Source organism: Polynucleobacter meluiroseus (assembly GCF_900205755.1).
GTDB lineage: Bacteria > Pseudomonadota > Gammaproteobacteria > Burkholderiales > Burkholderiaceae > Polynucleobacter > Polynucleobacter meluiroseus.
This window is the reverse complement of sequence record NZ_OANS01000003.1, coordinates 107,150-125,143: the sequence shown is the minus strand read 5'-3', so window position 1 is coordinate 125,143 and position 17,994 is coordinate 107,150. Positions and strand designations below refer to the sequence as shown.

Here is a 17,994-nt window from a genome sequence, read left to right as displayed (position 1 = left end):
TGCTTCCTTTCTAATTATTTCTCGAGGTTGGCTGGAGGCCAGCTCTCAAGTTTCATGCCAAGACTTAAGCCACGAGCTGCCAATACATCTTTGATTTCATTCAAAGACTTACGACCTAAATTAGGCGTTTTCAGCAACTCATTCTCACTACGTTGGATCAAATCGCCGATGTAGTAAATGTTTTCAGCTTTTAAGCAGTTTGCAGAGCGAACTGTCAACTCAAGATCATCTACTGGACGCATCAACATTGGATCAACCATTGATGAGCGGCTAGGGGCGAGATCACCAGAAACTTCGCTGCTTTCTAGGGCTGCAAATACAACCAATTGATCAACTAAGATGGTTGCAGCCTGACGAATCGCTTCTTCAGGTGACAAAACACCATTAGTTTCAATAGTCATTACTAGACGATCGAGGTCGGTACGTTGCTCAACACGAGCTGACTCAACGGCATAGCTAACACGACTAACTGGGCTAAATGAAGCATCCAGTACGATTCTGCCAATGATCTTGGTCACTTCATCGTGATACTGACGCATATTTCCTGGTACATAGCCACGACCTTTTTCAACCTTGATCTGCATGTCTAACTTACCACCAGCGGATAGGTGAGCGATAACGTGATCAGGATTAATAATTTCAACATCATGTGGCAAGTCAATGTCTTTTGCAGTAACAACGCCAGGGCCTTCTTTACGCAAGTTGATGGTGACTTCGTCACGTGACTGCAACTTGAATACGATTCCTTTAAGGTTGAGCAGAAGGTTAACTACATCCTCTTGAACACCATCCAAAGTGGAATACTCATGAACAACACCAGCAATAGCGACTTCAGTTGGCGCGTAACCAACCATCGATGACAACAGCACACGACGTAATGCATTTCCAAGCGTATGGCCATAGCCACGCTCAAACGGCTCCATAACAACCTTAGCTTGGTTGGCAGAAAGCGCTTCAACAGAAATAATTTTTGGCTTGAGCAAATTTGTTTGCATATTTTTTCCTTAAGAGTGCCTAATTAGCGTGAATACAATTCGACAATCAAACTTTCATTAATTTCACTGCTGATATCTTCGCGGTCAGGCACATGCTTAAACACTCCCTCTAACTTTGCAGCATCGACAGAAACCCAGCCTACTGCTGACATCTGCTGCACCAAATTCAAGGATTCAGTAATGCGTGTCTGCTTCTTCGCCTTCTCGCGAATAGCAATCACATCACCTGGCTTAACCTGAATTGATGGGATATTGACCGCACTGCCATTCAACATGACGGCGCAATGAGAAACTAATTGGCGTGCTTCAGCGCGTGTAGAGCCAAAACCCATACGATAAACTACGTTATCAAGACGTGACTCTAGCAACTGCAACAATGTAGAGCCGGTATTACCTTTGCGACGCTCAGCTTCAGCAAAATACCGACGGAACTGACGCTCTAGAATTCCATACATACGCTTTACTTTTTGCTTTTCGCGCAACTGATTGCCGTAGTCAGAAGTTCTGGAACCTGATGTACGGCCATGTTGACCAGGCTTAGTATCTAATTTGCACTTGTCAGCTAATGCACGACGTGCGCTTTTTAAAAATAAATCGGTACCTTCCCGACGGGATAATTTGGCCTTAGGACCTAAGTAACGTGCCACGATGCTTTCCTTTCTTTGCCGCAGTCTTACGACCGGCGGTTAGTTCACCCCTTAAATTCAGATGAACAGTGGGCTTTAATAAAAAAATACTCAAACTTGTAAAACCGTAAACCTAGCTTAGATACGACGACGCTTCGGAGGACGGCAACCGTTATGTGGAACTGGTGTTACGTCTTGAATCTCGGTAATTTTGATACCTAAAGAATTCAATGCGCGGACAGCAGATTCACGACCAGGACCAGGTCCTTTGATCTGAACTTCTAGATTCTTGATACCACATTCAACGGCAGCTTTACCGGCAACTTCTGCAGCAACCTGAGCTGCGAAAGGTGTCGATTTACGTGAGCCCTTAAAACCCTGACCGCCAGAAGTAGCCCATGAGAGCGCATTTCCTTGACGATCAGTGATGGTAATGATTGTGTTGTTAAAAGAGGCGTGCACGTGTGCAATACCGTCAGCAACGTTCTTTTTAACTTTCTTACGCGTGCGCTGTGAAGCTGCAGAAGCGGATTGTTGTTTTGCCATGTCAATAAACTTTCTTGATTATTTCTTCAGTTGCACGCCAGACTTGCGTGGGCCCTTACGGGTACGCGCATTCGTCTTTGTACGTTGGCCACGAACAGGCAAACCTTTACGATGACGAACGCCGCGGTAGCAGCCTAAATCCATCAAACGCTTGATGCTCATAGTAACTTCGCGACGCAAGTCACCTTCAGTAATGAACTTGCCTACTTCATCACGTAACTTTTCCAAGTCAGCATCAGTAAGATCTTTTACTTTTTTGTCGATAGCAACACCTGTGGTCTTGCAAATTTTGTTAGCACGGGTTGTGCCAATGCCAAAAATTGCTGTTAAACCAATAACAGTGTGTTGATGATTGGGGATGTTTACCCCAGCGATACGTGCCATGAGATTTCCTCTTAACTCTTAATTAACTAAATCAGCCTTGACGCTGCTTATGACGTGGATCTGAAGAGCAGATCACGCGCACAACACGCTTGCGCTTAATGATCTTGCAATTTCTGCAAATACACTTAACGGATGCCAAAACTTTCATAACTCACCTCTTAAAATTGGTAATGCTTAATAGTTACTTCGCGCGGAATATGATTCTTGCACGCGTCAGGTCGTATGGAGTCATCTCCACCGTCACCTTGTCTCCTGGCAAAATGCGAATGTAGTGCATTCTCATCTTTCCAGAAATGTGCCCTAGAACCACATGTCCGTTTTCCAGCTTTACGCGAAACATTGCGTTCGGCAAATTCTCAATAATTTCACCCGCCATCTGAATTACATCGTCTTTAGACATTCAGTTAGACGCCCATCTTAAAGTTAGCTTTTTTCATCAATGAACCGTATTGTTGCTGCATGATGTATGACTGAACTTGAGCCATGAAGTCCATCGCCACAACAACAATAATCAACAGTGAAGTACCGCCAAAATAAAAGGGTACGTTGTACTTCAACACCAAGAATTCAGGTAATAGACAAACTAAAACCATGTACAAGGCGCCAGCTAAGGTTAAACGAACCAAGATCTTGTCGATGTAGCGCGCTGTCTGATCACCAGGACGAATACCTGGAACAAATGCGCCACTCTTTTTCAAATTGTCAGCAGTCTCACGGCTATTGAATACTAGGGCCGTGTAGAAGAAGCAGAAGAAAATAATTGCAGCTGCATACAGAATCGTATAAACAGGTTGACCTGGAGCTAGCGTCGATGCCAAATCTTTAATAATGCTGCTAAACATATTGCTTGGTTCGCCAGAGGTAAACCAACCTGCTATAGTTGCCGGAAACAAAATGATAGATGAAGCGAAAATTGGAGGAATAACGCCTGCCATATTCAACTTCAGCGGGAAATAAGAAGATTGGCCGCCGTAAATTTTGTTACCAACCTGGCGCTTAGCGTAATTAACCAGAATACGGCGTTGGCCGCGCTCTACAAACACTACAAAATAAGTTACCGCTGCAACGATTACTACGATCAGCATTGCAGACAAGATATTCATTGAACCGGTACGGACCAATTCAAGCAAGCTAGCCAAAGCATTAGGCAGGCCAGAAACAATGCCGCCGAAAATAATGATGGAAATGCCGTTACCTAAACCGCGTTCAGTGATCTGCTCACCAAGCCACATCAAGAACATCGTGCCAGTAACCAGAGTCACTACCGTATTTAATTCAAACATCAAACCTGGATGAATTACCAACCCTGGTTGAGCTTGCAAAGCTACTGAGATCCCTAAAGCCTGGAAAGTTGCCAAAAACACAGTGCCGTAACGGGTGTACTGAGTAATTTTGCGTTGACCAGCTTGGCCTTCCTTTTTTAAAGACTCTAAAGAAGGGATAACGATCGTCATCAACTGCATGATGATCGAGGCTGAGATGTAAGGCATGATGCCTAAGGCAAATACAGTAAAGCGGGATAAAGCGCCGCCTGAGAATAAGTTAAACATTCCCAAGATACCGTCTTTTTGACCGGAGAAAAGTTGCGCTAACTGGTCAGGATCAATACCCGGTACTGGAATGTGCGCACCCAAGCGAAACACAAGCAAGGCTAACACCAGGAAAATCAAGCGTTGACGTAACTCGCCAAACTTGCCTCCTGGTTGAGCAGTGCTTTTGTTATTGGTAGGTGCGATTGCCATGATTACTGAATATCAGTCAATTAGACCAATTCAACCAATTTGCCACCAGCTGCCTCAATAGCAGCTTTAGCGCCGGCAGATGCTGTCAAGCCCTTAAGGGTTACAGCAATGGTCAAGTCGCCAGTCTTAATAACTTTGACTGAGGTAATTTGTTCGCCAGCAAAACCGTGTTGCTTCAGAACTAATAGATCCACTTCAGGCAAGCCGATAGACTGCAAATCGTTCAATGTAATTTGACCAACGTGACGACGCGTCAAAGATACGAAACCTCTTTTTGGCAGACGACGATACATTGGCATCTGACCGCCCTCGAATCCTACTTTATGGAATCCGCCAGAACGAGATTTTTGACCTTTGTGGCCACGACCAGCTGTCTTACCAAGACCGGAACCAATGCCGCGACCAACGCGACGACGATTTTTGTTGGAGCCTGGAGCAGGTTTAAGTGTATTGAGTTGCATATTCTTCGCCTATTTACTTGCTAGTTATTAGCCAACGACTTTAACTAGATAAGAAACTTTGTTAATCATTCCACGTACAGCTGGTGTATCTTCTAACTCTGAAACAGAGTTAATACGACGCAGGCCTAGACCGCGGACAGTTGCACGATGGCTTTCGCGTGTGCCGATTAAACTGCGTACGAGTTGCAATTTAACTGTGGATTGAGTTGTTGTCATTTGTTGATTCCTAATCTTGTAGTCTTAGCCGAGAATCTCTTCAACTGACTTACCGCGCTTAGCAGCAATCTCAGAAGGTGTACTCATCTTGCTTAAACCGTCAATGGTTGCACGAACCATGTTGTAAGGATTGGTTGATCCAAGGGATTTTGCAACCACATTGGTTACGCCCATTACATCGAAAATTGCACGCATTGGACCACCCGCAATCACGCCAGTACCGTCTTTAGCAGGGGAAATCATGACACGTGACGCGCCATGTTTGCCAATAACGGTGTGCTGCAAAGTGCCCTTGCGTAAGGAAACTTTAATCATCTTGCGACGCGCTTCGTCCATTGCTTTTTGAACAGCTACAGGAACTTCTTTCGATTTTCCTTTACCCATTCCGATACTTCCATCACCATCGCCTACTACTGTGAGTGCGGCGAAGCCAAGAATACGACCACCCTTAACCACTTTAGTTACGCGATTAACAGCAATCATCTTCTCGCGAAGACCGTCATCACGCTCTTCGTTTTGCATCTTGGTTTGCATTTTTGCCATGATTTTTTCCTAAATCCTATTAGAACTTCAGGCCGGCTTCACGCGCAGCTTCAGCTAAGGCCTTAATACGGCCGTGATAACGATGACCCGAACGGTCGAAAGCAACATCAACAACGCCAGCCTTAACAGCACGCTCGGCAACTAACTTACCAATTTGCTTAGCAGCGTCTGCGTTACCACCATTCTTAATTGCAACACGCAGGTCTTTTTCCATTGTTGAAGCAGCAGCCACAACTTTAGTGCCGCATGGGCTATAAACCTGAGCAGAAATATGCGTATTGCTACGGATAACCGTTAAGCGATTTGCGAGCGCTTCAGCAATGCGAATACGAGTCTGCCGTGCGCGTCTTTGTCTGGATTCGTCTTTATTCATTTTTTAATCTCGCTTACTTCTTCTTAGTTTCTTTCAGATGCACAACTTCATCTACGTAGCGAACACCCTTGCCTTTGTATGGCTCTGGTGAACGGTATGCGCGAACTTCAGCTGCGACCTGGCCAACTTGTTGCTTGTTGGAGCCTTTAATAATGATTTCAGTTTGAGTTGGTGTCTCTGCTTTAACACCTGTTGGCAAGTTATAGATAATGTCGTGCGAAAAACCTAATTGCAATTTCAAGGTATCACCTTGAGCTGCAGCACGATATCCAACGCCAACTAAACTCAACTTACGCTCAAAGCCTGCAGTCACACCAATAACCATGTTATTGACTAATGCACGTGCAGTACCGGATTGAGCTCCAGCTTCAGGTGTGTTGTTATTCAAGGTAACAGTCAACACGCCATCTTCTTGCTTCAAACCTACTGATGGGTGCAAGTTATGTGTCAAAGTGCCTAATGGGCCTTTAACAGTAATTGCTGCACCGTTAATATTTATTTCAGCGCCTTTTGGCACTGGGATTGGTGATTTACCTACGCGGGACATATTTCTCTCCTTACGCGACGTAGCAAATAACTTCACCACCAACGCCGTTTGCACGAGCTTTGCGGTCAGTCATTACGCCTTGAGGGGTTGAAATAATTGCAATGCCCAATCCATTCATTACTTCTGGAATGTCATGACGGCCTTTATAGATACGTAGACTTGGTGTTGAAACACGGTCAATACGCTCAATTACAGGGCGGCCTGCATAGTATTTGAGTTCAATGTGTAGCACTGGCTTAGCTGCTTCACCTTTGATTTCAAAACTATCGATATAACCTTCATCCTGCAACACTTTTGCAATGGCTACTTTTACTTTTGACGACGGCATCATGACTAAGGGTTTCTGCACTGCTTGCGCATTGCGGATTCTTGTCAACATGTCGGCGATTGGATCGCTGATACTCATGAGTTCTCCTGATTCTTTCGCCGCTTACCAGCTGGCCTTGGTTAAACCGGGGATTTCGCCACGGAAGGCGATTTCACGAATTTTGCTACGGGCCAAACCGAACTTACGGAATGTGCCACGTGGACGACCGGTTAATGAACAACGATTTCTTTGACGAATCGGACTTGCGTTACGAGGAAGTGCCTGTAGCTTCAAGCGAGCTTCATAGCGCTCTTCATCGCTGCGTGATTGATCAGCAATAATTGCCTTGAGTTCGGCACGCTTAACAGCGTACTTCTCTACAGTTTTTGTGCGCTTATTTTCGCGCTCAATTAGGGATAGTTTAGCCACGTTAGCCTCTTAATTGCGGAAAGGAAATTTGAACGCTGCTAACAAAGCTTTTGCTTCTTCGTCAGTCTTAGCGGTCGTAGTAATACTGATATTGAGACCACGAAGCGCATCAATCTTGTCGTATTCAATTTCAGGGAAAATGATTTGCTCTTTAACACCGATGTTGTAGTTACCGCGACCGTCGAATGCCTTGCCTGAAATACCACGGAAGTCACGTACGCGTGGCAATGCAACGGTAACGAAACGATCGAGGAATTCATACATGCGCTGACCACGCAAAGTCACCATGGCACCAATTGGATAGCCCTGACGAATCTTGAAGCCGGCAATCGCCTTTTTGGCTTTAGTAACTACTGGCTTCTGACCTGCTACTTTGGTCAAATCACCAACAGCATTTTCGATAATTTTCTTATCGTTCACTGCATCACCCAGACCCATGTTCAGGGTAACCTTAGTAATGCGTGGAACTTCCATTAAAGACTTGTAACCAAACTTGGTCATCAAGTCAGCAATGACTTTATCTTTGTAATGATCTTGAAAACGTGTGCTCATAATTTCTCCGTGCCCCTTATGCGCTTAATGTTGCGCCAGTGGTTTTCAGGAAACGCTGCTTTTTGCCATCAACGAGTTTGATACCAACACGTGATGGTTTGCCGTTACCGTCAACCACAGCCACATTTGAAATGTGAACAGGCATCGTCTTGTCAATCATGCCGCCAGTAACACCAGCAGCAGGATTAGGCTTAACGCTCTTTTTATAAATATTAACGCCCTCGATCACTAACTTGTTCTCGAGAACAGCCGTTACAGTTCCTTGCTTGCCCTTATCGCGGCCAGTCAACAGAACGACGGAATCACCTTTACGAATCTTATTCATATCAGCCTCTTAAATAACTTCAGGAGCTAGAGAAACGATCTTCATGAACTTTTCAGTACGCAATTCGCGCGTCACTGGTCCAAAGATACGTGTGCCAATTGGCTCTAACTTCGCGTTGAGCAAAACCGCAGCGTTTGCATCGAACTTAATCAATGAACCATCTGGACGGCGAACGCCTTTAGCAGTTCTCACTACTACAGCGTTATATATGTCACCTTTTTTTACACGGCCACGTGGAGCAGCGGATTTCACGCTAACTTTGATGACATCTCCGATACTGGCATAACGACGCTTAGAGCCGCCCAGTACTTTGATGCACAAAACTTCACTGGCGCCAGTATTATCGGCAACCTGTAATCTACTTTCGGTCTGAATCATTTTTAATCCCCAACTTATTGGCCAAAGGCAAACAGTCTTGGTTCCGTCAATGGGTGTTAGCGAAAGCTAAGACCCGGAATTAATGAAAAAACACTGCTTCTCACAGATAAACTAGAGAAGCCTTCTATAATACTACGAAAATTAGGTAGAAGGCAATTAAATTTTGCCAAAATCCCTATTTTTTCTTTAAATACCTTTTGATTCCTGGACTAAACGAGTCACAACCCACGATTTGGTGCGTGAAATTGGTCTGGATTCAGCAATTTCAACGGTATCACCCATCTTGTACTGGCCAGCTTCATCATGCGCATGGTATTTCTTGGATTGCCCAACGTACTTACCGTATAGCGCATGTTTTACTTGGCGCTCAACTAGTACAGTTACCGTTTTCTGCATTTTGTCGCTAACGACGCGACCCACGAGGGTGCGGCGTAAGGGTTTAGCTAATTCTGTCATTTCCCTTTTTCCTTATTTCTGTACAGATTTTTGGGTAATGAAAGTCTTTACGCGAGCGATGTCACGTTTAGTCTTACCCAATTGGCTGGTATTAGTGAGTTGCTGGGTACCCTTTTGCATACGGAGCTTAAAGCTGGTCTTTAAAAGCTCAGTCAGCTCTGCATTTAAGGCAATCAGATCTTTAGTTGCTAATTCTGTATTTTTCATAATATCTATCCCAATCAACCTAAGTGACGAATCACAAAAGTTGTTTGTAAAGGTAACTTAGCAGCAGCGAGCTTAAATGCTTCGCGTGCCAAGGTTTCGTCCACACCATCCATCTCATACAAAATCTTACCTGGCTGAATCTCAGCTACGTAGTACTCTGGATTACCTTTACCGTTACCCATACGAACTTCGGCAGGCTTTTGTGAAATAGGCTTATCTGGGAAAATCCGAATCCAGATGCGTCCGCCACGTTTAATATGACGTGTCATTGCACGACGTGCTGACTCAATTTGACGCGCTGTCAAACGACCGCGGCCAATGGCTTTTAATCCAAAGTCACCAAATGCTACTGAACTACCGCGTGTTGCCACGCCAGTATTACGGCCTTTTTGTTCTTTACGGTACTTGCGACGCTTAGGTTGTAGCATGCTTACTCTCCTGACTTCTGCGTATCGGCACTAACAGCTTCAACAGCTTTTGGCACACGCTTTACGGCAGGTTTAGAAGCCACTAATGGCTTTGCATCACTCGCTGGTTTACGGGCCGTTGTTTTAGCTGGTGCGCGACGTGGCTTTTTATCTTCTACTGCTGGCTCAGCAACTACTGCAGGAGCATCAGCACCTCGTCCTAAGGTATCACCTTTGTAAACCCATACTTTTACACCGATAATGCCGTAGGTTGTTTCTGCTTCGGAAGTTGCGTAATCGATATCCGCCTTCAAAGTATGAAGTGGAACGCGACCTTCACGGTACCATTCGCGACGGGCAATCTCTGCACCATTCAAACGACCTGAAGACATTATCTTGATGCCCTGAGCGCCAAGGCGCATTGCATTTTGCATTGCACGCTTCATCGCACGACGGAACATAATCCGTTTTTCAAGCTGTTGAGTGATGGAGTCTGCAATCAACTGAGCATCTACTTCAGGCTTACGAATTTCTTCGATATTGACGTGGACTGGAACGCCCATACGCTTTTGGAGTTCACGGCGGAGCACTTCAATATCTTCGCCTTTTTTACCAATCACAACACCTGGGCGTGAGCTATAAATCGTAATACGTGCGTTCTTGGAAGGACGCTCGATGATTACTTTACTTACAGATGCATTCTTCAGCTTCTTCTTCAAGTAGATGCGGACATCTACGTCCTCTTTCAGCATCTTTGCGAAGTCTGTATTGTTTGCATACCAACGTGATGTCCAATTCTTCGTTACCGAGAGGCGGAATCCGGTGGGGTTTATCTTTTGGCCCATATCTTTCCTTAGTTACTCAAGGTCACGCTAATGTGACAAGTTTGTTTTTCGATTTGATTGCCACGGCCCTTAGCGCTCGCTGTAAAACGCTTTAAGGACGTACCTTTATCAATAATGATTGCTGAAATCTTGAGTTCATCAATATCAGCACCGTTATTGTGTTCTGCGTTGGCCATTGCGGACTCAACTACTTTTTTCACAATAACAGCCGCTTTTTTAGGGCTGAAATTCAAAATGTTCATGGCGCGCGCAATCGGCAATCCACGGATCTGGTCAGCGACCAAACGTGTCTTTTGTGCAGAAATACGGGCACCGCGGTGCATTGCTTTAACTTCCATCATCATCCCCTTACTTCTTCGTTACTTTCTTGTCAGCAGCGTGACCTTTGAAAGTACGGGTCAAGGCAAATTCGCCTAACTTATGACCCACCATGTTTTCTGATACATAAACCGGAACGTGTTGACGACCGTTGTGTACAGCAATTGTCAGACCAATAAAGTCTGGCAGGATTGTTGAACGGCGTGACCAAGTCTTAATCGGCTTTTTGTCTTTGTTGGCTTGTGCGACTTCAACTTTATTTACTAAGCTGGCTTCGCAAAATGGGCCTTTTTTAGCTGAACGTGTCATATCTTTTCCTTAATCGCTTTCTTGCTTAGCGCTTCTGACGGCGTTGAACAATCATCGATGTTGTACGCTTGTTACGACGTGTACGATAACCTTTGGTTGGAGTTCCCCATGGTGAGACAGGTACACGGCCTTCGCCAGTTTTACCTTCACCACCACCATGTGGGTGATCTACTGGGTTCATTGCCACACCGCGAACGGTTGGGCGAATACCACGCCAGCGATTTGCACCAGCTTTACCGATAACGCGCAAGCTGTGCTCTTCATTACCTACTTCACCAATGGTTGCACGGCACTCAATCAAAATGCGACGAACTTCACCAGAGCGCATACGTACCTGAGCGTAAACACCCTCACGCGCTAGTAACACAGCAGAACCACCAGCTGAACGGGCAATTTGCGCACCTTTACCAGGCAACATTTCCACACAGTGAATTGTGCTACCGACTGGAATATTACGAATCGGCAAGTTATTTCCGGATTTAATTGGGGCCTCTGAACCACTCATCAAAGCCTGACCAACAGTCATTCCTTTAGTTGCAAGGATATAACGACGCTCGCCGTCAGCAAATACGATCAATGCAATATTGGCGCTACGGTTTGGATCGTATTCTAAGCGCTCAACTTTTGCTGGAATACCATCTTTATCATTACGCTTGAAATCGACTACACGGTAGTGATGCTTATGGCCACCACCCTTGTGACGAGTAGTGATATGACCGTTATTGTTACGACCTGCTTTTTGGAACTGTGGCTCTACTAATGCTGCGAAAGGTTTCCCTTTGTGCAGATCAGGATTGACCACCTTGACCATTGAACGACGACCTGGTGAGGTCGGTTTTGTTTTCATCAAAGGCATGATTAGTTCGCCTCCGCTTCAAAGTTAATTTCTTGACCTGGCTTCAAGCTCACGTAGGCCTTCTTAGTGTGGTCACGACGACCTTCAAAACGGCCGTAGCGCTTTGGCTTGCCTTTTTGATTCACGATTTGAACAGAGTCAACTTGCACTTTAAAGAGCAATTCAACAGCCAATTTCACATCGCTTTTGTTTGCGTCGCGGGTTACTTGGAATACTACTTGTTCATTTTTCTCTGCAACCATTGTGGCTTTTTCAGAGATAACAGGTCCAAGTAGAACCTTCATCAAATTGTGATCGTTTTTACGGACTTGACTCATTTCAGCAACTCCTCAATTTTTGCGATCGCTGCTTTGCTGACCAATACTTTTTTGTATTGAACTAGAGCTAATGGATCGGCATGCTGTGGCTCACATACAGCCACCTTATGCAAGTTACGTGATGCTAAGAACAAATTCTCGCTAACTTGATCAACAATAATCAATACTGAATCCAACCCCATTGCCTTCACTTTGTCAGCGAGTTCTTTGGTCTTAGGCGCATCTAGATTAAATTGATCAACTACATTTAAACGACCTTCGCGGGCTAACTGAGACAAGATTGATCTCATACCTGCGCGGTACATTTTTTTATTTACCTTTTGGCTGAAATTCTCTTCTGGGGAGTTCGGGAATATCCGACCTCCTCCACGCCACAATGGTGAAGAGCTCATACCAGCACGGGCACGACCAGTTCCCTTTTGACGCCAAGGTTTTTTGGTTGTGTGGCTTACTTGCTCACGGTCTTTCTGGGCACGATTACCACTACGTGCATTGGCTTGATAAGCCACTACAACTTGGTGAATCAGTGCTTCGTTATATTCGCGTTCGAATACTTCAGGTGAGGCTTGAATGCCTGCAGCTAAAGTACCGTTGTCTTGGAGAAGCTTCAGTTCCATATTTGCTCTCCTTAGTTCTTCTTCTTCAACGGTGTTTTCACCGCTGGAGTAACAATCACTTTACCGCCTGGGGCACCTGGAATGGCGCCTTTAACCATGATGAGATTACGTTCTGCATCAATGCGTGCGATAACTAAATTTTGTACGGTGCGCGTTTCATCACCTAGGTGGCCTGTCATGCGCTTACCTGGGAAAACACGACCTGGATCTTGTGCCATACCAATGGAACCTGGCACGTTATGTGAACGTGAGTTTCCGTGTGATGCGCGACCCGAAGCGAAGTGATGGCGTTTAATGGTGCCGGCGTAGCCTTTACCAATTGTTACCCCTTGCACGTCCACTTTTTGTCCAGCTGTAAATGCAGTATCAGCAGGGATAACTTGCCCTGTTGTCATTTCTGCAATTTTTGCTGCGTCTAATTGAAACTCGTTAAGCGCATTACCGGCCATCACACCGGCTTTGGCAAAATGGCCAGCCAATGCTTTAGTTACGCGGGTGGCTCTACGGGTCCCATGTGCCAACTGGATAGCGTTATAGCCATCAGTAGCCTGAGTTTTGATTTGAGCGATTCTGTTGTCGCTCACGTCGATTACGGTGACAGGAATTGCTTCCCCTTCGTCCGTGAAAAGACGGGTCATGCCGATCTTGCGACCGATTAAGCCTAAGCTCATATTCATGCTCCACGCCGACTACGATTGGTCGGCAAAATTAATTTAAGTGATTTACAAGTAAAAGTACTTCTAAATCAATAACTTACTGCAATTTAAACTCTTAGAAACCTAAGTTTTCGCCCGTTTAATTGAGCGAAGCCTTAGATTCTATCCTGAAAACTCCATATTGGCAAGCGCCGAAATGGATAAATACTGATTTATTGCAACTTAATTTCTACATCAACACCTGCAGGTAAATCCAATTTCATCAAAGCATCTACGGTTTTCTCTGTAGGATCGATGATGTCCATTAAACGCAAGTGAGTACGAATTTCCATTTGGTCACGTGAAGTCTTATTGACGTGTGGTGAGCGAAGTAAATCGAAACGCTCAATACGGGTTGGCAATGGAATCGGACCCTTAACTACAGCGCCAGTGCGCTTAGCTGTGTCAACGATTTCAGCAGCTGACTGGTCAATCAAACGGTAATCAAATGCTTTAAGACGAATACGAATTTTTTGGTTTTGCATAGTAATTCCAAAGAGCGATGTGGTGCTGCCACGTTAACCATCTAAAGAGCACGGTGACATCTGCAGCACAGACGTCACCGGTTAGCAAACCGCTAAAGCTATTTTCTACTAATTAAGCCAAAATCTTCGCAACCACACCAGCGCCTACAGTACGGCCACCTTCGCGGATTGCAAAACGTAAACCTTCTTCCATCGCAATTGGCGCGATGAGTTTAACGGTAATAGAGACGTTATCGCCTGGCATCACCATTTCTTTGTCTTTTGGCAACTCGATCGAACCTGTTACGTCCGTAGTACGGAAGTAAAACTGGGGACGATAGTTGTTAAAGAATGGGGTATGACGGCCACCTTCATCTTTACCCAAGATATATACCTCGGCAGTAAAGTGGGTGTGTGGCGTAATGGAACCTGGCTTAGCCAATACTTGGCCACGCTCAACTTCTTCACGCTTAGTGCCGCGCAACAAGATACCCACGTTATCGCCAGCTTGACCTTGGTCGAGCAATTTGCGGAACATCTCTACGCCAGTACAAGTAGTCTTTAGTGTTGGCTTGATACCGATGATTTCGATTTCTTCGCCGACTTTAACGATACCGCGCTCAATACGGCCTGTTACTACAGTACCGCGACCGGAGATCGAGAACACATCTTCTACTGGCATCAAGAACGCACCGTCAACTGCACGCTCTGGAGTTGGAATAAAAGTATCTAATGCTTCAGCCAATTTCATGATGGCTTCTTTACCCAATGGGCCTTCGTCGCCTTCTAAAGCTAACTTAGCAGAACCACGCACGATTGGGGTGTCATCACCAGGGAACTTGTACTTAGATAAAAGCTCGCGCACTTCCATTTCAACGAGCTCTAACAACTCTTCGTCATCAACCATGTCGCATTTGTTGAGGAACACGATGATGTAAGGAACACCTACTTGGCGTGCCAAGAGGATATGTTCACGAGTTTGTGGCATAGGACCGTCAGCAGCAGAACATACCAAAATTGCGCCGTCCATTTGGGCCGCGCCAGTAATCATGTTCTTAACGTAGTCAGCGTGTCCTGGGCAATCCACGTGTGCGTAGTGACGGTTCGCTGTCTCGTACTCTACGTGGGCAGTATTAATCGTAATACCACGGGCTTTTTCTTCTGGAGCAGCATCGATCTGATCGTAGGCTTTGGCTTCGCCGCCAAACTGTTTAGAGAGCACGGTTGCAATCGCTGCAGTTAAGGTGGTTTTACCGTGGTCAACGTGACCAATAGTACCTACGTTTACGTGCGGTTTTGTCCGCTCAAACTTTTCTTTTGCCATTTTTTTGTCTGCCTTCTTTAGCTAGTCAATAATCAAAATAATGTGGATAAATATTACTTCGCTTTAGCAGCCATAACTGCTTCAGCAACGTTTTTAGGTGCTTCTGTGTAATGCTTAAATTCCATGGTGTAGGTAGCGCGACCTTGGGTCAACGAGCGCAAGCCAGTTGAGTATCCAAACATCTCTGCCAATGGCACTTCAGCGCGCACGATCTTACCGCCGCCTGGAATGTCGTCCATACCTTGCAAAATACCGCGGCGGGATGAAAGATCACCCATCACGTTACCCATGAAATCTTCAGGTGTTTCAACTTCAACAGCCATCATTGGCTCGAGTAGCACAGGTGAAGCCTTGCGCATACCATCTTTAAACGCCATTGAACCTGCCATCTTAAATGCATTTTCATTGGAGTCAACATCATGGTATGAACCGAAGAACAAGGTTGCTTTGACATCGACTACTGGGTAGCCAGCCAAAATACCAGAGTTCAAGGTTTCACGAATACCTTTTTCAACCGCAGGAATGTATTCACGAGGAACTACACCGCCCTTAATTGCGTCGATGAATTCAAAGCCTTTGCCAGGTGCTTGTGGCTCTAACTTGAGAACAACGTGACCATATTGACCGCGACCACCGGACTGCTTAACAAACTTACCTTCAATCTCTTCGCATACTTTGCGAATTGTTTCGCGATAAGCAACCTGTGGCTTACCTACAGTTGCCTCAACACCGAACTCGCGACGCATACGGTCAACCAAAATTTCCAAGTGGAGCTCGCCCATTCCGGAAATAATGGTTTGGCCAGACTCTTCGTCCGTCTTTACGCGGAATGATGGATCTTCTTGAGCCAAGCGATTCAAAGCCAGACCCATTTTTTCTTGGTCAGGTTTTGTTTTTGGCTCAACTGCTTGAGAAATAACTGGCTCTGGGAATACCATGCGCTCCAAAATCACAATACCGTCTGGATCACATAAAGTTTCGCCAGTAGTAGCATCTTTCAAACCAACAGCTGCGGCGATATCGCCCGCATAAACTTCTTTGATTTCTTCACGTTGGTTTGCATGCATCTGCAATAAACGACCAACACGTTCTTTTTTGCCCTTGATTGGGTTATAGATGGTGTCGCCTGATTTCATTACGCCTGAATACACGCGGAAGAAAATGAGCTGGCCAACAAATGGGTCAGTCATGATCTTAAATGCCAATGCAGAGAATTTCTCATCATCAGCAGCTTTACGTGTTGTAAGTGTGCCGTCTTCCAATTCGCAAGGAACTGGTGGCACATCTAATGGGGATGGCAACAACTCAACTACCGCATCCAACATCGCCTGAACACCTTTGTTTTTGAAAGCGGTTCCGCATAACATGGGAACAATTTCATTTGCAATGGTACGTTGACGTAATGCCGCTTTAATTTCTTCTTCGGTCAGCGCTTCGCCACCGAGGTACTTTTCCATTAACTCTTCTGAGCTTTCGGCAGCAGCTTCAAGCATTTTCTCGCGCCACTCTTCAGCGGAAGCTTGCAATTCAGCAGGGATATCTTCGTAGGTAAACTTTGTACCTTGTGACGCTTCGTCCCAATAAACTGCTTTCATCTTGACCAAGTCCACAACGCCCTTGAAGTTTTCTTCAGCGCCAATTGGAATTTGAATCAAAATAGGATTTGCTTTTAAGCGCAACTTCATTTGGTCATAGACCTTGAAGAAATTGGCGCCGGTACGATCCATTTTATTAACGAACGCTAAGCGAGGAACTTGATACTTGTTTGCCTGACGCCAAACAGTTTCAGATTGGGGCTGTACACCACCAACAGCACAGTAAACCATACATGCGCCATCAAGCACGCGCATTGAACGCTCAACTTCAATAGTGAAGTCTACGTGGCCTGGGGTATCAATAATGTTGATGCGGTGTTCCGCAAAATTACCGGCCATACCCTTCCAGAACGTTGTGGTAGCAGCAGAAGTAATCGTGATACCACGCTCCTGCTCTTGCTCCATCCAGTCCATGGTAGCTGCGCCATCATGCACTTCACCAATTTTGTGATTAACACCTGTGTAGAACAAAACGCGTTCTGTCGTGGTTGTTTTGCCTGCGTCAATGTGCGCAGAGATACCGATGTTGCGGTATCTTTCGATAGGAGTTTTACGTGCCACTGTTGGTGCCTTTTCTTTGCTGTGTAATTAGAAGCGGAAATGGGAGAAAGCTTTGTTCGCTTCTGCCATACGGTGAACTTCTTCACGCTTCTTCATGGCGCCGCCACGACCTTCGGCGGCTTCTAATAATTCATTTGCTAAACGCTGAGCCATGGATTTTTCACCACGCTTTTTAGCAGCTTCGCGCACCCAGCGCATTGCCAAAGCAGAGCGGCGTGAGGGGCGAACTTCAACAGGAACCTGATAGTTGGCTCCACCCACACGACGACTTTTCACCTCAACCATTGGCTTTACATTACCCATGGCTGTAGAAAAAATTTCGAGTGGTTCTTTGTTTGCTTTTTTCTCGATGTGATCAAAGGCACCGTAAACGATACGCTCTGCAACCGATTTCTTACCGTCCAACATGAGGACGTTCATGAATTTTGCTACTTCTACATTGCCGAATTTTGGATCTGGCAAGATTTCCCGTTTGGGGACTTCACGACGACGTGGCATAACAACTCCTTCAGTTCAGTTAGGGGTAGACAAAATAGCCTACCCACTCTGGTTGCCCTACTATTTAGGATAAAAATGAATTCAATCCCAAACGGAGCAAC

The 17,994-nt window shown here is 45.5% G+C and carries 31 protein-coding genes; all 31 read right to left on the bottom strand.

Going from position 1 to position 17,994, the window contains the following annotated elements; all coding sequences use genetic code 11:
* Nucleotides 1-14: 14 nt before the first annotated feature.
* Nucleotides 15-995, bottom strand: a complete 981-nt coding sequence (locus CP950_RS06030; protein WP_096673344.1) for a DNA-directed RNA polymerase subunit alpha — start codon at nucleotides 993-995, stop codon at nucleotides 15-17.
* Between the two features lie 23 nt (nucleotides 996-1,018).
* Nucleotides 1,019-1,642: a 30S ribosomal protein S4 gene (gene rpsD, locus CP950_RS06025; RefSeq protein ID WP_096673342.1), complete on the bottom strand. Its 624-nt coding sequence runs from the start codon at nucleotides 1,640-1,642 to the stop codon at nucleotides 1,019-1,021.
* Between the two features lie 117 nt (nucleotides 1,643-1,759).
* The gene (gene rpsK / locus CP950_RS06020) at nucleotides 1,760-2,167 is read right to left on the bottom strand and encodes a 30S ribosomal protein S11 (protein WP_088525623.1); all 408 of its coding nucleotides are present in this window, start codon (nucleotides 2,165-2,167) and stop codon (nucleotides 1,760-1,762) included.
* A gap of 18 nt (nucleotides 2,168-2,185) precedes the next feature.
* Nucleotides 2,186-2,551 (bottom strand): 30S ribosomal protein S13, encoded by a 366-nt coding sequence (gene rpsM / locus CP950_RS06015; RefSeq protein ID WP_096673340.1) that lies wholly within the window; start codon nucleotides 2,549-2,551, stop codon nucleotides 2,186-2,188.
* A 31-nt stretch (nucleotides 2,552-2,582) separates the two neighbouring features.
* Nucleotides 2,583-2,699, bottom strand: a complete 117-nt coding sequence (rpmJ, locus tag CP950_RS06010; protein ID WP_096673338.1) for a 50S ribosomal protein L36 — start codon at nucleotides 2,697-2,699, stop codon at nucleotides 2,583-2,585.
* A 33-nt stretch (nucleotides 2,700-2,732) separates the two neighbouring features.
* Nucleotides 2,733-2,951, bottom strand: a complete 219-nt coding sequence (infA, locus tag CP950_RS06005) for a translation initiation factor IF-1 (protein WP_015420252.1) — start codon at nucleotides 2,949-2,951, stop codon at nucleotides 2,733-2,735.
* A 4-nt stretch (nucleotides 2,952-2,955) separates the two neighbouring features.
* Complete coding sequence (gene secY, locus CP950_RS06000; protein WP_096673336.1) at nucleotides 2,956-4,293, bottom strand: preprotein translocase subunit SecY; 1,338 nt, start codon at nucleotides 4,291-4,293, stop codon at nucleotides 2,956-2,958.
* A gap of 20 nt (nucleotides 4,294-4,313) precedes the next feature.
* Nucleotides 4,314-4,754, bottom strand: a complete 441-nt coding sequence (gene rplO / locus CP950_RS05995; protein WP_096673334.1) for a 50S ribosomal protein L15 — start codon at nucleotides 4,752-4,754, stop codon at nucleotides 4,314-4,316.
* Nucleotides 4,755-4,781: 27 nt separating this feature from the next.
* Nucleotides 4,782-4,970 carry a 50S ribosomal protein L30 gene (gene rpmD / locus CP950_RS05990; protein ID WP_096673333.1) on the bottom strand — a complete coding sequence of 63 codons (189 nt, stop codon included), beginning with the start codon at nucleotides 4,968-4,970 and terminating at the stop codon, nucleotides 4,782-4,784.
* 24 nt (nucleotides 4,971-4,994) lie between these two features.
* Nucleotides 4,995-5,513, bottom strand: a complete 519-nt coding sequence (rpsE, locus tag CP950_RS05985) for a 30S ribosomal protein S5 (protein ID WP_096673331.1) — start codon at nucleotides 5,511-5,513, stop codon at nucleotides 4,995-4,997.
* Nucleotides 5,514-5,532: 19 nt separating this feature from the next.
* Nucleotides 5,533-5,886, bottom strand: a complete 354-nt coding sequence (gene rplR / locus CP950_RS05980) for a 50S ribosomal protein L18 (RefSeq protein ID WP_096673329.1) — start codon at nucleotides 5,884-5,886, stop codon at nucleotides 5,533-5,535.
* A 13-nt stretch (nucleotides 5,887-5,899) separates the two neighbouring features.
* On the bottom strand, nucleotides 5,900-6,433 hold the full coding sequence (rplF, locus tag CP950_RS05975) for a 50S ribosomal protein L6 (protein ID WP_096673327.1): 534 nt from the start codon (nucleotides 6,431-6,433) through the stop codon (nucleotides 5,900-5,902).
* A 10-nt stretch (nucleotides 6,434-6,443) separates the two neighbouring features.
* Nucleotides 6,444-6,839: a 30S ribosomal protein S8 gene (gene rpsH, locus CP950_RS05970; protein ID WP_088526680.1), complete on the bottom strand. Its 396-nt coding sequence runs from the start codon at nucleotides 6,837-6,839 to the stop codon at nucleotides 6,444-6,446.
* Nucleotides 6,840-6,863: 24 nt separating this feature from the next.
* Complete coding sequence (gene rpsN / locus CP950_RS05965; RefSeq protein ID WP_096673325.1) at nucleotides 6,864-7,169, bottom strand: 30S ribosomal protein S14; 306 nt, start codon at nucleotides 7,167-7,169, stop codon at nucleotides 6,864-6,866.
* A gap of 9 nt (nucleotides 7,170-7,178) precedes the next feature.
* The gene (rplE, locus tag CP950_RS05960) at nucleotides 7,179-7,721 is read right to left on the bottom strand and encodes a 50S ribosomal protein L5 (RefSeq protein WP_096673323.1); all 543 of its coding nucleotides are present in this window, start codon (nucleotides 7,719-7,721) and stop codon (nucleotides 7,179-7,181) included.
* A gap of 16 nt (nucleotides 7,722-7,737) precedes the next feature.
* The gene (rplX, locus tag CP950_RS05955; protein WP_096673321.1) at nucleotides 7,738-8,046 is read right to left on the bottom strand and encodes a 50S ribosomal protein L24; all 309 of its coding nucleotides are present in this window, start codon (nucleotides 8,044-8,046) and stop codon (nucleotides 7,738-7,740) included.
* Between the two features lie 9 nt (nucleotides 8,047-8,055).
* Nucleotides 8,056-8,424: a 50S ribosomal protein L14 gene (gene rplN, locus CP950_RS05950; protein ID WP_011901910.1), complete on the bottom strand. Its 369-nt coding sequence runs from the start codon at nucleotides 8,422-8,424 to the stop codon at nucleotides 8,056-8,058.
* Nucleotides 8,425-8,610: 186 nt separating this feature from the next.
* The gene (rpsQ, locus tag CP950_RS05945; RefSeq protein ID WP_096673319.1) at nucleotides 8,611-8,880 is read right to left on the bottom strand and encodes a 30S ribosomal protein S17; all 270 of its coding nucleotides are present in this window, start codon (nucleotides 8,878-8,880) and stop codon (nucleotides 8,611-8,613) included.
* A 12-nt stretch (nucleotides 8,881-8,892) separates the two neighbouring features.
* Nucleotides 8,893-9,087 (bottom strand): 50S ribosomal protein L29, encoded by a 195-nt coding sequence (gene rpmC, locus CP950_RS05940; RefSeq protein ID WP_096673317.1) that lies wholly within the window; start codon nucleotides 9,085-9,087, stop codon nucleotides 8,893-8,895.
* Nucleotides 9,088-9,101: 14 nt separating this feature from the next.
* Nucleotides 9,102-9,515 carry a 50S ribosomal protein L16 gene (gene rplP / locus CP950_RS05935; RefSeq protein ID WP_088526677.1) on the bottom strand — a complete coding sequence of 138 codons (414 nt, stop codon included), beginning with the start codon at nucleotides 9,513-9,515 and terminating at the stop codon, nucleotides 9,102-9,104.
* A 2-nt stretch (nucleotides 9,516-9,517) separates the two neighbouring features.
* Nucleotides 9,518-10,339 carry a 30S ribosomal protein S3 gene (gene rpsC / locus CP950_RS05930; protein ID WP_096673315.1) on the bottom strand — a complete coding sequence of 274 codons (822 nt, stop codon included), beginning with the start codon at nucleotides 10,337-10,339 and terminating at the stop codon, nucleotides 9,518-9,520.
* 8 nt (nucleotides 10,340-10,347) lie between these two features.
* Entirely contained in the window at nucleotides 10,348-10,680 is a 333-nt protein-coding gene (gene rplV / locus CP950_RS05925; RefSeq protein WP_207760233.1) for a 50S ribosomal protein L22, read from the bottom strand.
* Nucleotides 10,681-10,687: 7 nt separating this feature from the next.
* Entirely contained in the window at nucleotides 10,688-10,966 is a 279-nt protein-coding gene (rpsS, locus tag CP950_RS05920; RefSeq protein ID WP_046329379.1) for a 30S ribosomal protein S19, read from the bottom strand.
* Between the two features lie 25 nt (nucleotides 10,967-10,991).
* On the bottom strand, nucleotides 10,992-11,822 hold the full coding sequence (rplB, locus tag CP950_RS05915; RefSeq protein WP_096673311.1) for a 50S ribosomal protein L2: 831 nt from the start codon (nucleotides 11,820-11,822) through the stop codon (nucleotides 10,992-10,994).
* Between the two features lie 2 nt (nucleotides 11,823-11,824).
* Nucleotides 11,825-12,139, bottom strand: coding sequence for a 50S ribosomal protein L23 (gene rplW / locus CP950_RS05910; protein WP_096673309.1), 315 nt, complete (start codon nucleotides 12,137-12,139; stop codon nucleotides 11,825-11,827).
* On the bottom strand, nucleotides 12,136-12,756 hold the full coding sequence (gene rplD / locus CP950_RS05905; RefSeq protein ID WP_096673307.1) for a 50S ribosomal protein L4: 621 nt from the start codon (nucleotides 12,754-12,756) through the stop codon (nucleotides 12,136-12,138). Before rplD ends, rplW begins: the two co-directional genes overlap by 4 nt.
* A gap of 11 nt (nucleotides 12,757-12,767) precedes the next feature.
* A complete protein-coding gene (rplC, locus tag CP950_RS05900) occupies nucleotides 12,768-13,427 on the bottom strand; it encodes a 50S ribosomal protein L3 (RefSeq protein ID WP_096673844.1) in 660 nt (219 codons plus the stop codon).
* A 197-nt stretch (nucleotides 13,428-13,624) separates the two neighbouring features.
* A complete protein-coding gene (gene rpsJ / locus CP950_RS05895; RefSeq protein WP_096673305.1) occupies nucleotides 13,625-13,936 on the bottom strand; it encodes a 30S ribosomal protein S10 in 312 nt (103 codons plus the stop codon).
* A gap of 112 nt (nucleotides 13,937-14,048) precedes the next feature.
* Nucleotides 14,049-15,239, bottom strand: coding sequence for an elongation factor Tu (tuf, locus tag CP950_RS05890; RefSeq protein WP_096673287.1), 1,191 nt, complete (start codon nucleotides 15,237-15,239; stop codon nucleotides 14,049-14,051).
* Nucleotides 15,240-15,292: 53 nt separating this feature from the next.
* Complete coding sequence (gene fusA / locus CP950_RS05885; protein ID WP_096673303.1) at nucleotides 15,293-17,395, bottom strand: elongation factor G; 2,103 nt, start codon at nucleotides 17,393-17,395, stop codon at nucleotides 15,293-15,295.
* Nucleotides 17,396-17,422: 27 nt separating this feature from the next.
* Complete coding sequence (gene rpsG / locus CP950_RS05880; protein ID WP_011901897.1) at nucleotides 17,423-17,893, bottom strand: 30S ribosomal protein S7; 471 nt, start codon at nucleotides 17,891-17,893, stop codon at nucleotides 17,423-17,425.
* Nucleotides 17,894-17,994 lie beyond the last annotated feature (101 nt).

What these genes read in the sequence shown, in the direction of transcription:
- rpsE (WP_096673331.1), bottom strand. Translation starts at nt 5,513, where the DNA reads ATGGCAAAAATGCAAACCAAGATGCAAAACGAAGAGCGTGATGACGGT.
- rplC (WP_096673844.1), bottom strand. Translation starts at nt 13,427, where the DNA reads ATGAGCTTAGGCTTAATCGGTCGCAAGATCGGCATGACCCGTCTTTTC.
- rplX (WP_096673321.1), bottom strand. Translation starts at nt 8,046, where the DNA reads ATGAATAAGATTCGTAAAGGTGATTCCGTCGTTCTGTTGACTGGCCGC.
- rpsS (WP_046329379.1), bottom strand. Translation starts at nt 10,966, where the DNA reads ATGACACGTTCAGCTAAAAAAGGCCCATTTTGCGAAGCCAGCTTAGTA.
- rpsH (WP_088526680.1), bottom strand. Translation starts at nt 6,839, where the DNA reads ATGAGTATCAGCGATCCAATCGCCGACATGTTGACAAGAATCCGCAAT.
- rplE (WP_096673323.1), bottom strand. Translation starts at nt 7,721, where the DNA reads ATGAGCACACGTTTTCAAGATCATTACAAAGATAAAGTCATTGCTGAC.
- rplD (WP_096673307.1), bottom strand. Translation starts at nt 12,756, where the DNA reads ATGGAACTGAAGCTTCTCCAAGACAACGGTACTTTAGCTGCAGGCATT.
- rpmD (WP_096673333.1), bottom strand. Translation starts at nt 4,970, where the DNA reads ATGACAACAACTCAATCCACAGTTAAATTGCAACTCGTACGCAGTTTA.
- rplV (WP_207760233.1), bottom strand. Translation starts at nt 10,680, where the DNA reads ATGATGGAAGTTAAAGCAATGCACCGCGGTGCCCGTATTTCTGCACAA.
- infA (WP_015420252.1), bottom strand. Translation starts at nt 2,951, where the DNA reads ATGTCTAAAGACGATGTAATTCAGATGGCGGGTGAAATTATTGAGAAT.
- rpsC (WP_096673315.1), bottom strand. Translation starts at nt 10,339, where the DNA reads ATGGGCCAAAAGATAAACCCCACCGGATTCCGCCTCTCGGTAACGAAG.
- rplW (WP_096673309.1), bottom strand. Translation starts at nt 12,139, where the DNA reads ATGAGTCAAGTCCGTAAAAACGATCACAATTTGATGAAGGTTCTACTT.
- rpsG (WP_011901897.1), bottom strand. Translation starts at nt 17,893, where the DNA reads ATGCCACGTCGTCGTGAAGTCCCCAAACGGGAAATCTTGCCAGATCCA.
- rpmC (WP_096673317.1), bottom strand. Translation starts at nt 9,087, where the DNA reads ATGAAAAATACAGAATTAGCAACTAAAGATCTGATTGCCTTAAATGCA.
- secY (WP_096673336.1), bottom strand. Translation starts at nt 4,293, where the DNA reads ATGGCAATCGCACCTACCAATAACAAAAGCACTGCTCAACCAGGAGGC.
- rplB (WP_096673311.1), bottom strand. Translation starts at nt 11,822, where the DNA reads ATGCCTTTGATGAAAACAAAACCGACCTCACCAGGTCGTCGTTCAATG.
- rpsQ (WP_096673319.1), bottom strand. Translation starts at nt 8,880, where the DNA reads ATGACAGAATTAGCTAAACCCTTACGCCGCACCCTCGTGGGTCGCGTC.
- rpsM (WP_096673340.1), bottom strand. Translation starts at nt 2,551, where the DNA reads ATGGCACGTATCGCTGGGGTAAACATCCCCAATCATCAACACACTGTT.
- rplN (WP_011901910.1), bottom strand. Translation starts at nt 8,424, where the DNA reads ATGATTCAGACCGAAAGTAGATTACAGGTTGCCGATAATACTGGCGCC.
- CP950_RS06030 (WP_096673344.1), bottom strand. Translation starts at nt 995, where the DNA reads ATGCAAACAAATTTGCTCAAGCCAAAAATTATTTCTGTTGAAGCGCTT.
- rplP (WP_088526677.1), bottom strand. Translation starts at nt 9,515, where the DNA reads ATGCTACAACCTAAGCGTCGCAAGTACCGTAAAGAACAAAAAGGCCGT.
- rplF (WP_096673327.1), bottom strand. Translation starts at nt 6,433, where the DNA reads ATGTCCCGCGTAGGTAAATCACCAATCCCAGTGCCAAAAGGCGCTGAA.
- rplR (WP_096673329.1), bottom strand. Translation starts at nt 5,886, where the DNA reads ATGAATAAAGACGAATCCAGACAAAGACGCGCACGGCAGACTCGTATT.
- rpsK (WP_088525623.1), bottom strand. Translation starts at nt 2,167, where the DNA reads ATGGCAAAACAACAATCCGCTTCTGCAGCTTCACAGCGCACGCGTAAG.
- rplO (WP_096673334.1), bottom strand. Translation starts at nt 4,754, where the DNA reads ATGCAACTCAATACACTTAAACCTGCTCCAGGCTCCAACAAAAATCGT.
- rpmJ (WP_096673338.1), bottom strand. Translation starts at nt 2,699, where the DNA reads ATGAAAGTTTTGGCATCCGTTAAGTGTATTTGCAGAAATTGCAAGATC.
- rpsJ (WP_096673305.1), bottom strand. Translation starts at nt 13,936, where the DNA reads ATGCAAAACCAAAAAATTCGTATTCGTCTTAAAGCATTTGATTACCGT.
- tuf (WP_096673287.1), bottom strand. Translation starts at nt 15,239, where the DNA reads ATGGCAAAAGAAAAGTTTGAGCGGACAAAACCGCACGTAAACGTAGGT.